The sequence below is a fragment of the Mycobacterium gordonae genome, assembly GCF_002101675.1.
Taxonomy (GTDB): Bacteria; Actinomycetota; Actinomycetes; order Mycobacteriales; family Mycobacteriaceae; genus Mycobacterium; species Mycobacterium gordonae.
Window position 1 is genome coordinate 40,875 of sequence record NZ_LQOY01000155.1, and the last position, 14,168, is coordinate 55,042.

Sequence of the window (14,168 nt, forward strand, 5' to 3'; positions counted from 1 at the left end):
AATCGAGCGCTGCCGCGGTGGGGGACCGCACGCCGTGATAGACCCGACATCATGAGCGGTCTTGCCGAACAAACACGGTGGATGGACGCCACGGATCAGGCGGTGCTGGTCGCCAACGGCGAGGTGACGCCGGGCGAGCTGCTGGACGCGGCGATCGAACGCATCGAGCGGTCCAATCCGGCGCTGAACGCCGTGGTCATCGAATGGTTCGAGCACGCCCGGTCGGTGGCTGCCGACCCGGGCCTGCCTGACGGTCCGTTCCGTGGAGTGCCGTTTCTGCTCAAGGACCTCTACACCAGCTTCGCCGGGCAGACGCTGTCCAACGGCAACGTGGCGCTTAAGGCGGCGGCCAAGATCGACACCACCGACACCACGCTGGTATCCCGGTTCAAGGCGGCGGGCCTGGTGATCGCCGGACGCACCAACAGCCCGGAGATGGGCAGTCTGCCGACCACCCAGCCGCTGGCCTGGGGCCCGACGCGAAATCCGTGGGCGCTGGACCGAACGGCCGGCGGCTCCAGCGGCGGGGCGGCCGCCGCCGTGGCGGTGGGGATGGTCCCCTTCGCGAACGCCTCGGATGGCGGCGGCAGCATCCGCATCCCGGCGTCGTGTTGTGGGTTGGTGGGCCTCAAGCCGAGTCAGGGCCGTATCACCGTCGGGCCCAAGCGCGCCGAATCGGGGCTGGGCGTCGAGCTCTGCGTCAGTCGCACGGTCCGCGACACGGCCGGCCTGCTCGACGCGGTGTGCGGCCCCGGTGTCGGTGACGCCGTGACTGCGCCCGAACCGCAGCGGCCCTATCTGCAGGAGTTGGGTGCCGACCCGGGCAGGTTGCGTATCGGGTTACTCGATATCCATCCGCGCGGCGGGTTTGTGCATGAGGACTGCGTGTCCGCGGTGCGCGCGGCAGGGTCGCTGTTGGAGGGCCTGGGCCACATCGTGGAGCCGGCCTGGCCGTCCTGCCTCTCCGATCCCACCCTGCAGCAGAAGTTCATGGCGCTGTGGATCACCCAGATGGCGATGGCGGCACGCGGCTTCAGCGAGACGCTTGGCCGCGACGTGATAGCCCAGGACATCGAGCCGGTCAACTGGGTGCTGATCGAGCGGGCGCGGCACGTGACGGCCGTGGATTATGCGGCGGCGGAGAACGCTGTATATGCGTTTCGCCGTTCGCTGCAACAGTGGTGGGCCGACGGCTGGGACCTGCTGCTGACGCCGACGGTCGCCGAACCGCCGTTGCCGCTCACCGAATTCGAGAACAATCCGGATCATCCGACGGCACCGATGCGCCGCGGCGGCGAGTTCGCCGCATTCACGCCACCATTCAATATGAGCGGGCAGCCGGCGATCAGCCTTCCGTTGTACCGCAATGCCGACGGGTTGCCGGTCGGTGTTCAGCTGGCTGCCGCGTACGGACGCGAAGACGTGCTGATTCGCGTTGCCGCGCAGGTGGAATCGGCGCACCCCTGGGCCGGTGACCGTCCCGAGATTCCGTGACGCTGCAGGAGAAGCTCGTCTCACCGGACGGCCGCTATGTGGTCTGCGTCGATGCGTTCGAGGCGCGTGCCTTCCAGTGGGTGGACACGCCTGAAGTAGTGGATTTGACGACGGGTTTGGCGCTGCTGGATCTGAAAGACCCGTGTTGGCATCTGGACTCGGCGGATTGGCTCAGTAAGTCGCGGGTGTCGATGCGGTTGCGGCATTTTCCGGACGGTGTGCCGACCTACGAGGTCGTGGTCGACTGCGAGGAACGCGTCGCGACGTTGGATGGGAGCACGGCGCACCCGCTGAGGCAGCTTGATGAGGCGCTGCGGGAGGTTCTCGCTTCCCGGCCGTAGCGACCGGGAAGCGAGGGCGCGACAGTCTTGCGGCTCAGTAGTAGCAGGTGTAGAAGGTCTGGCTCTGGTAGTCGTAGCAGGTGTAGCTGCCGGTGGGCGGCTGGTTCCCGGGAGCGGCGTTGGCGGTGCCGGCGCCGAACGCGGCGAGGCCGAGGCCGGCGGCCATCAGGGTCATGCCGGCAAGGGCGCGGGCGCGGGTGGTGAACATTGCGGTTTCCTTTCGCTTGTAGTGCTGATAGCGAAAGAATCTTCGGTGCGGCTTGAGGATTCCTTGACGGGTTCTTGGAGCGTTCAGGGCGGTCGGTCGAATTCGTGGGGAAGGCTCAGCGGTCCAGCCAGCAGCACCCACATGTATGGCGGCGGGCGGGGCATGTCAACGAAAGTCGGGCCTGGAGCGGTCACTTGCGATCGGTATTTCGGCACCGATCGCGAGCCGCCATACGGTCAGATGACGACGTATGGTCGGCCCTGCCGGCCCCCGAAAGAAAACATGGGCCGGCAGGACATCGCCTGCCAGCCCATGTGCGAAGGAGTGTCGGGTTAAATGACCGTTACTCCGGTAGCCTGGGGCCCCTTGGCGCCCTGGCCGATGTCGAATTGGACGCGCTGGTTCTCCTCGAGCGAACGGTAGCCATTCCCGTTGATCTCGGAGTAGTGAACGAACACATCTCCGGTGTCGCCGTCGGGAGCGATGAATCCGAAGCCTTTATCGCTGTTGAACCATTTCACAGTCCCCTGTGCCATACTCTATCTACTCTCTCATTCTGAACGGATGTCGAAAGACATCCCGCACCACACTAGCACGGCCGACTGCGTGACATTGACCTTCACGCATAGGATTTCGTTCGACGACTCAGGCATCGCGTGACTTCCGGACAGTAGATGACGCTGAAATCGATTGTATTGGAAGCGATCTCGCCGCACGGGCAAGGTAGAGCCACGCCCGCTGCGCCGCCGTGTAGCATCAACGGTGAACGCCTGATCAGCCGACGCCGATCTACCCGTACCCCTATAGCCCAATGATCATGTGTGATTGGCTTCGTTCGTCGATCCCCACCTGAGTGAGCCGGCTCAGCCGGATGAAGGATCGTCATGGAATATTCAGTTGCGCAGCAAGTGTTTTCGGAATGAACCGTGGGCGGCACGGGCGGCGGCTGGCGAGTCCGGTCCGGCTCACCCTGGCAGTTCAGTTGGGTGCGCCGGTGGACGGGGCGTGGTGGCCCCACTCGGCCTCGATTGCGGGTGAGCTTCCTGAGCTGATCGAGGTGTTGTCGCCGCGACTGGGACAGGTCGTCGCGATCAATGTCAATTGGACGTCGCTGCAAGCTTCGCCGGATTTGGATGCGCTATGCGGCGCCAAGCCCACTGTGCCGGGTGGGCCGTCCGCGCGCCAACGGCTGATGGCGGTCAGCGGTAGCGATGCTTGCGCGAACATCCTCGTTGTGCCATGTAGGACCTCCAGCACTCTGGCCCTCATGCTCTTGCGTCAGGCCGCGGATCTTCCGTTTACTCCGTCCGAACTGGCCACCCAGACGTTCCGGTCCGGCGATCACATCGTGCGCGCGGCACGTGCGGAGAGCGAGTCGTTCGACGGGCGGCTGCGGAAAGATCCTTCCCTGGCCGATTGATCCGGTGTCGCCGTAGGGCGGCGCCGCACCCCTCGATGCGGAAGCTCCGACAGTTGACCCGATGGCCCCGGACGTCGACGATCGAACGATGCGGTCGAACAACCCACCAACGCTGCCGCCGGGGCCCCGGTTACCCAGCTGGGTGCTGGCCGCGTTGATGATGGGCCGTGGTCCCGCGGCGGTGGCCGCCTGCCATCGCCGCTACGGTAGCGTGTTCACGCTGCGCGTGGCGTTGCTGGGCACCATGGTGTATCTGAGCGACCCGGCCGATATCAAGACGGTGTTCGCCGGCGATCCGCGGGTCTTTCACGCCGGCGAAGCCAACAAGATTCTGCGTGGGCTGCTGGGCGACAGCTCACTGCTCGTCATCGACGACGATGCGCACCGCGAGCGGCGCCGGCTGATGCTGCCACCTTTCCACCGCGACGCGGTGGCCCGGCAGGCCGAGCTGATGGCCGAGATCGCGGCGGACAACATCGCCGGCTGGCCGGTGGGCGAATCATTTGCCGTGGCGCCCAGGATGTCCGAGATCACCCTGGAAGTCATTCTGCGAACGGTGATCGGTGCCTCCGATGCGCACCGACTCGCCGCGCTGCGCGAGATCATGCCGCAGCTGCTGAACCTCGGGCCCTGGGAGAGCGTCGCCATCTCCAATCCGAAGCTGCTGCGACGCCGGCCGTGGCGAAAGCTGCGGCGGCACATCGCTGAGGCAGACCGTCTGCTCTACGCCGAGATCGCGGATCGCCGCGCCGACCCGGACCTCGCGCAACGGGCCGACACATTGGCCATGCTGGTGCGGGCCGACACCGCGATGACGGATGAGGAATTGCGCGACCAGTTGATGACGCTGCTGGCGGCGGGGCACGACACCACCGCGACCGCGTTGTCCTGGGCGCTCGAGCGCCTGACCCGTCACCCCAAAGCCCTCGCGAAGGCGGTGCGGGCGGCCGAAGCCAGCGCGGCGGGTGATCCGGCCGGCGATGAGTACCTCGACGCGGTGGCCAAGGAGACGCTGCGAATCCGTCCGGTGGTGTTCGACGTCGGTCGGGTGCTGACCGAGCCGGTCGACCTCGGCGGTTACCGGTTGCCGGCCGGCGCCATGGTGGTGCCCGGCATGGGACTGGTGCACGCGAGTGCGGCGGTATATCCGGATCCGGACCGGTTCGACCCGGATCGGATGCTCGGGGCCGTGCTGAGCCCCAGCACCTGGCTGCCCTTCGGTGGTGGCAACCGGCGCTGCCTCGGCGCCACCTTCGCCATGGTGGAGTTGCGGGTCGTACTGCGCGAAATTCTGCGTCGGCTCGACCTGGACACCACGACCGCCGCCGGCGAACGCCAGAAGCTCAAGCACGTCGTCATCATTCCTCACCGCGGTGCTCGAGTCAGCATTCGCGCAGTCAAGCCGATCGGTTCAACAGCCCCGTCGGCCACCGCAATCCACAGGTGACGAGCTACCTTCACGAACGCTTCCCCGAGTTGCGCGACACGCTGCGCCGCGTCCAACTCGGTGACGGGCCGACACCCGTGCGCCCACTGTCTCACCTGACCGCCATCGGCCCGTCGCTGTGGATCAAGGACGACGGCAGGTATGGCAACGGTGGCTGGGGCGGCAACAAGGTCCGCAAGCTGGAATGGCTGCTGCCAGAAGCGAAAAGGCTACGGCGACGCACGATTCTGACCTTCGGCGGCCTGGGCACCAATTGGGGCCTGGCGACCGCACTGTACGCCCGCGATTTCGGTCTGCGCACCGCACTCGCGCTCATCGACCAGCCGGTCGACGAGCATGTCGAGGCCCAGCTGAATCGCTTGCGTGCCTGTGGCGCCGATATCTATCTGACGCATACCAAGTTTCGTACGGTCGCTGCCCTGCCGTACCTCTATGTGCGCCACCGCCGCCCCTATGTGCTGCCCGCCGGTGGTTCGTCACCGGTGGGTGTCCTCGGATATGTGGAGGCGGCGCTGGAGATCGCCGCGCAGGTGGCGGCCGGCACTCTGCCGCCGCCGGCGGCGGTCGTGGCCGCGGTCGGTTCGGGCGGGACTGTCGCCGGGCTGCACCTCGGGCTTGCCGTTGCCGGTCTCACCACCACAAGGGTGATCGGTGTCGTCGTCAATGACACGCTGCGCCTGGATCACCGGTCGATCACCTCGCTCGCCCATCGTGCGGCACGCCTGCTGCAACGTCGTGGGGCGCGGATGCCGGACACCCCGCTGCCGGCGCAGCGCCTTGTGCTGCTGCGTGATTGGCTCGGCCGGGGCTACGGCTACCCGACGGTCGAAGGCACGCGGGCACACCGGCTCGCGCACGACGCGGAACAACTCGACCTCGAGCCCGTCTACACCGCCAAAGCAGTGGCCGCGCTGCTGCAGCTGCAGTCCAGCGGCCGGCTACCCGACGGGCCCGCGCTGTATCTCCACACAAACGGGCCACGCCCCTAGCGGGCGCCGTCGTAGCCGCCACCCCGACTCGTGTCCGCCGACGGAGTGGAGGGAAGCCAGCGCACGCAGGCTAATGTCGCGATTGTGGAGTTCGAGCTCGATGACGAGCAGCGGGCGTGGCTGGCCGAGGTGCGGCAGTTCCTCCGCGACAACGTCACCCCCGCGCTGCGCGCTGAGCTCGCCGAGCATGACCTCGAGTTCCAGGGCGGCGAGCTTACCGCATTTCGCCGCAAGATCGGCGAACGCGGGTGGTTCGGACTGAACTGGCCACGCGAGTACGGCGGGCTCGGAGTGACCGCGATGCACCAGCACCTGCTGATGAGCGAATTCGAGTACTGGGGCGTGCCCGGGCCCGACCTGACGGTCACCTCGGTGGCGCCGATGATCATGCGGCACGGCACCGAACAGAACAAGAAGGAATTCCTCGCGCCCATCGCGCGCGGGGAAATAGTCTGCGCGGTCGGATATTCCGAGCCCGACGCCGGCACCGACCTGGCCAGTCTGCGCACCCGCGCCATTCGCGATGGCGAGCAGTGGGTGATCACCGGTTCCAAGATCTGGAACAGCGGAGCCCAGCGCTGCACTCACGAATGGTTATGTGTGCGCACCGATCCCGATGCGCCGCGGCACCGCGGCATCTCGGTGATCATGGTGCCCATCGACAGTCCCGGCATCGAGATTCGGCCCCTCTACGCCTGGTCGGGCTACCGCACCAATGAGACGTTCTTTCAGGAGGTCCGGGTGCCGGTCGGGAACCTGATCGGCGAGGTGAACAAGGGCTGGACCTACATCACCGGGGCGCTCGATCTGGAGCGCGGCGCGCTGACCAATGCCGGTGATCTGCGCCGTGCCCTGGACGAATTGGTGGCGTTGGCCGCCACGCCGCTGCGGGACGGATCGGTGCCGGCGCAGAACCGCGCCTTGCGCCGCCGACTGGCTCAAGCCGAGGCCGACGTCGAAGCCGCCACGTTGATGGGCTACGAAGCCGCGTCCCTGCTCGACAGCGGACGCATACCCTCGGTCGAAGTGAGCGTGGAGAAGATCTTCACCAGCGAATTGCGGCAGCGCATAGCGGATTTGGCGCTCGATCTGCTCGGGCCGGACGGGTTGCTGGCACACCGCAGCGCTGTGGCGCCGCTGGGCGGGTTCTTCGAGCGCCTCTACCGGGTGTCGCCGCTGATGCGTTTCGGCGGCGGCGCCAACGAAGTGTTGCGGGATGTGATCGCCCAGCGCGGTTACGGCATGCCGTCCTACGGTCGGTGATTGCGTGCGACTGACTCCCGATCAGGATGAGCGCGATCTGGCCGCCATGTGCCGCAGCCTGTTGGCCGCGCACCGCTGCGACGCCACGCATGTCGAGCCGGCACTGTGGCATGCGCTGGCCGAAGCGGGCGTGCTCGGGCTGGGAATCACCGAGGAGTTCGGCGGCTCGGGCGGTACTTTGACCGATCTCGGCATCTTCTGCATCGAGGCCGGACGGGCTTTGTGCCCCAGCGCCGTGCACAGCACCCTGCACGCCGGGTTGGCAGTCGACTGGATCGGAGGGCCGGACGCGCGCGCCGCCTGGCTGCCCGCACTGACGTCCGGCGCCGCGCGCGCCGCCACGGCGTTGTGGAACCCGCGCGACGCGTCGATGCCGGGTTCGTCGGTGCGCTGTGCTGGGGACGGGGCCGGTCGGTGGCGGCTGTCCGGCGTGGCCGACTTCGTCGCCGACGCTGCGGCGGCAGACCTCATCGTCCTCGCCGCGGAAAGCGATTCGGGCTGCTGTGTTTTCGTCGTCGAACCCGCGCGGACCGGGATCACCGTCGCACCGCTGCCGATGGCGGGTGAGCATCGTGCCTGCGCGGTGACCTTCGACGACGTGCTCCTCGACGACGACGCGCCCGTGCTGGCTACCAGCGTCGGTCCCGAAGCGCTGCGCCGCGTGGCCAACGCCGCGACCGCGTTGCTGAGCCTGGATCTGGTGGGGGTGGGCGAGGCGGTCGTGCAGCGCACCGTCGACCACATCATGATGCGTGAGCAATTCGGCCGGCCGATCGCCTCGTTCCAGGCGGCGCAACACCTCGTGGCCAATATGCGCATCGCCCTGTCAGCGGCCCGACTGGCCGCGCAATGGGCGGTGCACCGGGTCGGGCAGGGGCACGTCGGCACCCGGGAAACCGCGATCGCCCGGATGCACGCCGCGGCGGTCAAACAGATCACCCTCGACGCCCATCAGCTGCACGGCGGAATGGGCTACGTCGTCGACACCGACCTGCACCTGTTCTCCGAACGCGCCCGGGTGCTGTCGACGTGGGGTGGCGGCGCCGACGTGGCCGCGAAATGGCTTGAGGATGAGATGGAGTGGAAGGGAAATGGACAGTCTGATTGATCCTGATTCCGCCGCGCGGGTCGGCACCGTGGTCGCGACGGCCGCCGGTGAGGTGAACAAGCGGGACTGGCAACGCTGGGCGGCCGCCGTCGGCGACCACAACCCGTTGTGGTTCGACACCGAGTACGCGCGGGCCCACGGGTACCGCGACATCATCTGTCCGCCACTGTTTCTGCAGTACGCCATCCTCGGCGTCAGCGCATTGGCCGACCTGCGGCGCGACGGATCGTCCGGTGCGGTGACCGGTAGCCTGCCGTTTCCGCGGGCCCCGCGACGGATGGCCGGCGGCGAAACGACCGCCTTTCACGGCCCGGCATACCATCGCGACGAGATCGAGATGGTGCGCACCATCGAGTCCATCGTGGAAAAAGAGGGCCGGTCGGGAAGATTCGTGCTGGTGACGTGGCGCGGCGAATACCGCAACCAGCACCGGCAACTCCTCGCCGAGGCCACCATGTCGATGATTGCCAGGCCCGCATGACCGGGCAGGTCTATGTCGAGGACGTCGAACCCGGCTATGCCATACCGGTTCTGACCGTCATCGTTACCGAGACGCAGATGTTCTTCTTCAGCGCCGCAACGTACAACGGCCACCGCATCCACTACGACAAGGACTGGGCGCGAGACGTCGAAGGCTACAACACCGTGCTCGTGCAGGGGCCTTTGCAGGCGGCGCTGCTGTCGCGTGCGCTGACCGACTGGATCGGTGGTGCCGGCCGCCTGGTGTCATTCTCGGTGCAGAACCGCGCGATCGCCTATCCAGGTGAGGAACTGCGTTTCGGTGGCGTGGTCACCGGCAAACGGGATGCGTTGGTAGACCTCGACATCTTCTGCCGGCGCGGTGACGACGTATTGATGCCGGGCAGCGCGACCGTCGCTCTGCCGCACCGGAGCGCGCCGTGACCGGGCTGCGGGGCACGGCCGCCATCATCGGGATCGCCGAGCTGCCCGCCGAACGACGGCAGAGCGCGCCACCGTCGTTCACCATTGACCAGTATGCGCGGCTGGCCAAGCTGGTGATCGAAGACGCCGGAGTGAAAGCCTCTGTGGTTAACGGCTTGTCGTGCCACGGCATCGCGGAGTCGGACATGTTCGCGCCGGCCACGCTGTCGGAGTATCTCGGCATTCCGCTGGACTTCGGTGACCGGGTGGACCTGGGCGGTGCGACCGCCGCCGGGATGGTGTGGCGAGCGGCCGCGGCGGTGGAACTGGGGATCTGCGACGCGGTGCTGGCGGTGGTGCCGGGATCGCAGGAGATTCCCCGCTCCCAGCGTCGGCCAAGCCGAACGCTGGGCTGGTACGGGGCATCCAGCAACAACTACGGGTCACCGCAAGCCGAGTTCGAAATCCCATACGGCAACGTCGGCCAGAACGCTCCCTATGCGCAGATCGCCCAGCGCTATGCGGCCGAACACGGTTACAATCCCAGAGCTTTGGCCAAAGTAGCGGTGGATCAGCGGACCAACGCCTGTGCCCATCCGGGAGCAGTGTTCCACGGCAAGCCCCTCACCGTCGAGGATGTGCTGAACAGCCCGGTGATCGCCGACCCGATCCACCTGCTCGAGACGGTGATGCGCGTCCAGGGCGGCGCCGGGGTCCTCATCGCTAACGCTGATATCGCCCGTCGAGCCCGCCACCGGCCCGTGTGGATCAAGGGCTTCGGAGAGCACATCCGTTTCAAAACGCCCACCTACGCCGACGACCTGCTGTGTACGCCGATAGCCCGTGCGGCCGAAAAGGCCTTTGTCATGGCGGGTCTGGGCCGCGATGACGTCGATGTCGCCTCGATCTACGACTGCTACACCATCACGGTGCTGATGACGCTGGAAGACGCCGGATTCTGTGGCAAGGGCCAAGGTATGGCGTGGCTGACCCAGCACGACCTGACCTTCCGCGGTGACTTCCCGCTGAACACCGCCGGCGGTCAGCTCTCCTACGGACAGGCCGGTATGGCCGGCGGCATGCATCACGTCGTCGACGGGGCTCGTCAGATCATGGGTCGAGCCGGGGCGGCGCAGGTGCAAGACTGCGACACGGCGTTCGTGACCGGCAACGGCGGCATCATGAGTGAACAAGTGGCGCTGGTGTTGGGTGGCGACTGAGATGACCGAGCCACTCCCGCTGCCCGAGCCGACACCGGTGTCGCAACCGTTTTGGGATGCGCTGCGAGAACACCGCATTCGCATCCAGTACTCGCCGTCGTCCGGACGATACGTCTTTTATCCGCGCACGCTGGCGCCCGGAACCCTGGCCGACGATTTGGAATGGCGTGACATCGACGGCGCGGGAACGCTGTACACCTACACCATTGCCCGTCGTCCGACCGGGCCGCCCTGGGCGGAACACGCGCCGCAGCTGCTCGCGGTCGTGCAATGGGATGTCGGGCCGCGGGTCAGCACCGAGCTGGTTGATGTCGATCCGGACGAGATCCGCGTCGGGATGCGGGTGTCCCCGGTGTTCCACGACGTGCCCGGCCACTCGGCGACGCTGTTGTACTACACCAAAGATAGTGGTTGATAATGCCTTTCGAAACCATCCAGCAGCTGCTGCGGTCCCGCATGGCAGACGACGGTGTCGCGGTGGCGCACGGCGACCGGACGTGGACGTGGCGCGAGCATCTCGCTGAGGCATCCGCGGAGGCCTCGTTTCTGCTTGGGTTGATGGCTGGCGACCGTCCGCTGCATGTCGGTGCGCTGCTGGGCAACTCGCCGGCGATGCTGCGTTCCATGGCAGCGGCGGCGCTGGGCGGGTACGTCTTGTGCGGTGTCAATACCACCCGGCGCGGGCAGGGTTTGGTGTCCGACGTCCGCAGAGCCGACTGTCAAGTCCTGCTTGTCGATTCGGAGCACCGCGGCCTGCTCGACGGTCTCGCAATGCCCGGGGTGAGGATCCTTGATGTCGACGGTGCCACCTTTCAAGACTCGGTGGCGGTCGCGAAACCATTGGTGCCCGTGGAGATCAGCGGCGTCGATCCGGTGGTGATCATCTTCACCTCCGGTACCAGCGGTGATCCGAAGGCAGTCCGGTTCGCTCACGCGATGGGCGTCATGTGCGGGGCCAGCCTGGTCGAGCGGTTTGGATTGTCCTCCGACGACGTCTGTTATCTCGCGATGCCGCTGTTCCATTCCAACGGGGTCGCGGCCGGTTGGGCGGTGGCGATCGCCTGCGGTGCCACCATGGTGCCGGCCAAGTTCTCGCCGTCCCGATTCCTGGCGGACATCCGCCGCTACGGGGTCACTTATATGAACTACGTCGGCAAGCCGCTGGCGCTGGTGCTGGCCACTCCCGAGCAGCCCGACGACGCGGACAACCCGCTGCGTGCGGCTTTCGGCAACGAAGCCACCGAACACGATCTCGAGCGGTTCGCGCGACGTTTCGGTTGCCGGGTGGTGGACAGCTTCGGATCCAGCGAGTTCGCGGTGGTCGTGATGCGCGAGGAGGGCACACCGCCTGGATCGATCGGCAAAGGGTATCCCGGGGTCAGCATCTACCGTTCTGAGACCGTAACCGAATGCGCACCAGCCGTTTTCGACGAGCATGGCGCGCTGGTCAACTTCGACGAGGCCGTCGGGGAACTGGTGAACACCTATGGCGCCGGAGGATTCACCGGCTACTACAACGACGCCGATGCCACCGCTGAACGGATGCGCCACGGCATGTACTGGTCGGGCGACCTGGCCTACCGCGATGCCGACGGCTGGATCTACCTGGCCGGTCGCACCGCAGACTGGATGCGGGTGGATGGGGAGAATTTGGCGGCCGGTCCCATCGAGCGGGTACTGCAGCGGTTGCCGGAGATCAATCACGTCGCGGTGTATGCGGTACCCGACGACAGAGTCGGCGACCAGGTGATGGCGGCGATCGTGCTGAACAACGGCGCAACGTTGACACCCCGGCAATTCGGCGAATTCCTGGCCGCGCAACCCGATCTGTCACCGAAGGCCTGGCCCCGGTATGTGCGGCTCACCGCCACACTCCCACAGACCGCGACCAACAAGATCCTCAAACGCGAACTCATCGCCCAAGGTCCCAGTTCCGGAGACGGCGTGCTGTGGAAGCGTGAGGGCAGGGGGCGGGATTACCTCGCGGACTAGTGCAAGATGGGTGTGACAGAGGTGACGGATGCGATGAACTCTCTTGACTTTGACAGCTGCGACCTGGGCGAGACGGAAGACTTTCTGGTGCGTAACTACACCCGGATGCGCATCGGGGCCAACGGCGAACATCGGCGCGCCCGCATCCGGCGTCGGTGGTCGGGCCCGGTCACCTTTGACGAGCTGTCGTTCAGCTACAACATGAGCTACAACGCCGATCCGCTGGGGAAGATCTTGCTCTGCCGGGTGCACACGGGGCGGATCGAGGAGAACTTCATCGGCGAACCGCAGGACGTGTTCGCGCCCGGTGACCTCACCCTGTTGTCCCCGCCCGAGCTGCCCTATTCCGGACAGGTCTGTCAGGCCAGCTACGACCTCACCGGTCTGCCTCCGGCGTTGTTGGATCGCGTCGCAAGCAGTGCTCCCGGCACCAAGAGCGAGCCGGTGCAACTGACGGGCCACCGGCCGATCAGCGCGGCGGCCGGGCGGCGCCTGAGTGCCTTCATCGACTACCTGCGTGACCACGTCCTGTCCGATCCGGCCGCCTGCGCGTCACCGTTGGTCACCAGCAGCGTCGCCGCCCACCTGGCGGCTGCCGTGCTCGCGGCACTTCCCAGCAACGCCGAGCTCGACCCCGCTGCCACCGACCGCCGCGACGCCGCCAAGCCGGTCCTGCTACGGCGGGCCATCGCGTTCATCGAAGAGAACGCGCACAAAGACATCATGCTCAGCGACATCGCCGAGCACGTCTACGTGACCCCGCGCACCCTGCAGTACATGTTTCGCCAGCACCTGGACTGCACGCCCATGGACTATCTGCGCCGGGCCCGGCTGCATCGCGCTCATCACGACTTGCTCAGCGGAACACGTGCGTCCACCACCGTGACGCAGGTCGCCAATCGGTGGGGGTTCGCCCACATCGGACGGTTTGCCGCGTACTACCGCGAGATCTATGGACGCTCACCGCATGACACGTTGCGGCACTGACACCCCGACGGTGCTTCGCGGGACGCTTGGCCGGCGCGCTCGAGTTGAATCACCTTCTCAGCGATGTGCACGAGTTTGGTGTTGGACTCCTGAGACAACTGACGCAGCATGGAGAAGGCGGCCGCCGCGCTGATCTGGAAGCGCTCCATCAAGATGCCCTTGGCCTGACCGATGACGTCCCGACTGACCAGTGCCGCGTGAAAGTGCTGCTGACCATGCAGCACGTTCCACGCCAGGCTGGTGTGGGCGGCATAAATCAGCCCCAGCTCCAAGGATTCTTCGGTGAAAGCCCAGGGCAGTTCGGCGTAGCAGCTGAACGCGGCCGGCGCCGAGTCGTCACCGCAGAGCGGAAACGAGATGATCGAGCGGACCCGGGTGCGTTCCAATGCTGCATCGCGGTATCGCGGCCAGCGCCGGTCAGTGGCCAGGTCGTCGATGCAGACGATGCGCCGCTCCCGGGCGGCCGACAGGCACGGACCTTCACCGACGTCGCGATGCACTGCGTCGGACAGGGACGGGTAGCGATGATTGGCGGCCAGTGTGCGGACCATCCCGCCGTCGCCGAAGACGGTGACGCCCAGATACTGAGCCCCGGGAATCGCCGCCACCGTCATTGCGATGATGTCGCGCAGCACCGTACCGAAGTCCGGATCGCGGCTCCGTTGCAGCTCGTCGACCTTCCTGAGCACCGCATAGATGCTCTGGCGTTCCGCCGAGAGAGTGTGTTCAGGTTCTGCCAATAACCGCGAGCCGACGTCGTGGCCCCTCACGATTTCCCCTCCAGCATTCGGTGGCTACATCTGTATTCGACTATCCC

Annotated in this window: 16 protein-coding genes; 13 read left to right on the top strand and 3 right to left on the bottom strand. The window is 66.5% G+C overall.

Translation table 11 applies throughout. The features are described from left to right. Positions 1-51: 51 nt before the first annotated feature. Both AWC08_RS22040 and AWC08_RS22045 read left to right on the top strand, forming a co-directional pair. On the top strand, positions 52-1,494 hold the full coding sequence (locus tag AWC08_RS22040; RefSeq protein ID WP_069433774.1) for an amidase: 1,443 nt from the start codon (positions 52-54) through the stop codon (positions 1,492-1,494). Further along, on the top strand, positions 1,491-1,835 hold the full coding sequence (locus AWC08_RS22045) for a hypothetical protein (RefSeq protein ID WP_069433775.1): 345 nt from the start codon (positions 1,491-1,493) through the stop codon (positions 1,833-1,835). The genes AWC08_RS22040 and AWC08_RS22045 overlap by 4 nt, the downstream gene beginning before the upstream one ends. A 34-nt stretch (positions 1,836-1,869) precedes the next feature. Here AWC08_RS22045 and AWC08_RS37155 read toward each other — a convergent pair whose 3' ends face one another. Together AWC08_RS37155 and AWC08_RS22050 are read right to left on the bottom strand one after the other, a co-directional pair. Beyond that, the gene (locus tag AWC08_RS37155) at positions 1,870-2,043 is read right to left on the bottom strand and encodes a hypothetical protein (protein ID WP_167544980.1); all 174 of its coding nucleotides are present in this window, start codon (positions 2,041-2,043) and stop codon (positions 1,870-1,872) included. A 332-nt stretch (positions 2,044-2,375) separates the two neighbouring features. After that, the gene (locus AWC08_RS22050; protein ID WP_055578804.1) at positions 2,376-2,579 is read right to left on the bottom strand and encodes a cold-shock protein; all 204 of its coding nucleotides are present in this window, start codon (positions 2,577-2,579) and stop codon (positions 2,376-2,378) included. A 383-nt stretch (positions 2,580-2,962) separates the two neighbouring features. Here AWC08_RS22050 and AWC08_RS22055 point away from each other — a divergent pair, with 383 nt between their 5' ends. The 11 genes from AWC08_RS22055 (at position 2,963) to AWC08_RS22105 (ending at position 13,351) form a co-directional block, all read left to right on the top strand. Then, the gene (locus tag AWC08_RS22055) at positions 2,963-3,463 is read left to right on the top strand and encodes a DUF5994 family protein (RefSeq protein WP_065131768.1); all 501 of its coding nucleotides are present in this window, start codon (positions 2,963-2,965) and stop codon (positions 3,461-3,463) included. An 88-nt stretch (positions 3,464-3,551) separates the two neighbouring features. Next, complete coding sequence (locus AWC08_RS22060) at positions 3,552-4,910, top strand: cytochrome P450 (RefSeq protein ID WP_065131809.1); 1,359 nt, start codon at positions 3,552-3,554, stop codon at positions 4,908-4,910. Beyond that, positions 4,907-5,899 (top strand): 1-aminocyclopropane-1-carboxylate deaminase/D-cysteine desulfhydrase, encoded by a 993-nt coding sequence (locus tag AWC08_RS22065; protein WP_065131767.1) that lies wholly within the window; start codon positions 4,907-4,909, stop codon positions 5,897-5,899. The genes AWC08_RS22060 and AWC08_RS22065 overlap by 4 nt, the downstream gene beginning before the upstream one ends. An 84-nt stretch (positions 5,900-5,983) precedes the next feature. Beyond that, on the top strand, positions 5,984-7,162 hold the full coding sequence (locus tag AWC08_RS22070; RefSeq protein WP_065131808.1) for an acyl-CoA dehydrogenase family protein: 1,179 nt from the start codon (positions 5,984-5,986) through the stop codon (positions 7,160-7,162). 4 nt (positions 7,163-7,166) lie between these two features. Then, positions 7,167-8,270 (top strand): acyl-CoA dehydrogenase family protein, encoded by a 1,104-nt coding sequence (locus AWC08_RS22075; RefSeq protein WP_065131766.1) that lies wholly within the window; start codon positions 7,167-7,169, stop codon positions 8,268-8,270. Beyond that, positions 8,254-8,751: a MaoC family dehydratase gene (locus AWC08_RS22080; RefSeq protein ID WP_065131765.1), complete on the top strand. Its 498-nt coding sequence runs from the start codon at positions 8,254-8,256 to the stop codon at positions 8,749-8,751. Before AWC08_RS22075 ends, AWC08_RS22080 begins: the two co-directional genes overlap by 17 nt. After that, positions 8,748-9,173 (top strand): MaoC/PaaZ C-terminal domain-containing protein, encoded by a 426-nt coding sequence (locus AWC08_RS22085; RefSeq protein ID WP_065131764.1) that lies wholly within the window; start codon positions 8,748-8,750, stop codon positions 9,171-9,173. Before AWC08_RS22080 ends, AWC08_RS22085 begins: the two co-directional genes overlap by 4 nt. Next, positions 9,170-10,372 carry a thiolase family protein gene (locus AWC08_RS22090; RefSeq protein WP_069433776.1) on the top strand — a complete coding sequence of 401 codons (1,203 nt, stop codon included), beginning with the start codon at positions 9,170-9,172 and terminating at the stop codon, positions 10,370-10,372. Before AWC08_RS22085 ends, AWC08_RS22090 begins: the two co-directional genes overlap by 4 nt. 1 nt (position 10,373) lies before the next feature. Next, a complete protein-coding gene (locus AWC08_RS22095; RefSeq protein ID WP_065131762.1) occupies positions 10,374-10,787 on the top strand; it encodes a Zn-ribbon domain-containing OB-fold protein in 414 nt (137 codons plus the stop codon). Positions 10,788-10,789: 2 nt separating this feature from the next. Then, positions 10,790-12,364 (top strand): fatty-acid--CoA ligase FadD1, encoded by a 1,575-nt coding sequence (gene fadD1, locus AWC08_RS22100; RefSeq protein WP_065131761.1) that lies wholly within the window; start codon positions 10,790-10,792, stop codon positions 12,362-12,364. A gap of 33 nt (positions 12,365-12,397) precedes the next feature. Next, complete coding sequence (locus AWC08_RS22105) at positions 12,398-13,351, top strand: AraC family transcriptional regulator (RefSeq protein WP_065131807.1); 954 nt, start codon at positions 12,398-12,400, stop codon at positions 13,349-13,351. Here AWC08_RS22105 and AWC08_RS22110 read toward each other — a convergent pair. Further along, complete coding sequence (locus tag AWC08_RS22110) at positions 13,315-14,121, bottom strand: GAF and ANTAR domain-containing protein (RefSeq protein WP_065131760.1); 807 nt, start codon at positions 14,119-14,121, stop codon at positions 13,315-13,317. The two genes, AWC08_RS22105 and AWC08_RS22110, sit on opposite strands and share 37 nt — an antisense overlap. Between the last annotated feature and the right edge of the window lie 47 nt (positions 14,122-14,168).

Coding starts and splice junctions, on each gene's coding strand:
- AWC08_RS22040 (WP_069433774.1), top strand. CDS start 52: ATGAGCGGTCTTGCCGAACAAACACGGTGGATGGACGCCACGGATCAG.
- AWC08_RS37155 (WP_167544980.1), bottom strand. CDS start 2,043: ATGTTCACCACCCGCGCCCGCGCCCTTGCCGGCATGACCCTGATGGCC.
- AWC08_RS22050 (WP_055578804.1), bottom strand. CDS start 2,579: ATGGCACAGGGGACTGTGAAATGGTTCAACAGCGATAAAGGCTTCGGA.
- AWC08_RS22055 (WP_065131768.1), top strand. CDS start 2,963: ATGAACCGTGGGCGGCACGGGCGGCGGCTGGCGAGTCCGGTCCGGCTC.
- AWC08_RS22060 (WP_065131809.1), top strand. CDS start 3,552: ATGCGGTCGAACAACCCACCAACGCTGCCGCCGGGGCCCCGGTTACCC.
- AWC08_RS22080 (WP_065131765.1), top strand. CDS start 8,254: ATGGACAGTCTGATTGATCCTGATTCCGCCGCGCGGGTCGGCACCGTG.
- AWC08_RS22085 (WP_065131764.1), top strand. CDS start 8,748: ATGACCGGGCAGGTCTATGTCGAGGACGTCGAACCCGGCTATGCCATA.
- AWC08_RS22095 (WP_065131762.1), top strand. CDS start 10,374: ATGACCGAGCCACTCCCGCTGCCCGAGCCGACACCGGTGTCGCAACCG.
- fadD1 (WP_065131761.1), top strand. CDS start 10,790: ATGCCTTTCGAAACCATCCAGCAGCTGCTGCGGTCCCGCATGGCAGAC.
- AWC08_RS22105 (WP_065131807.1), top strand. CDS start 12,398: ATGAACTCTCTTGACTTTGACAGCTGCGACCTGGGCGAGACGGAAGAC.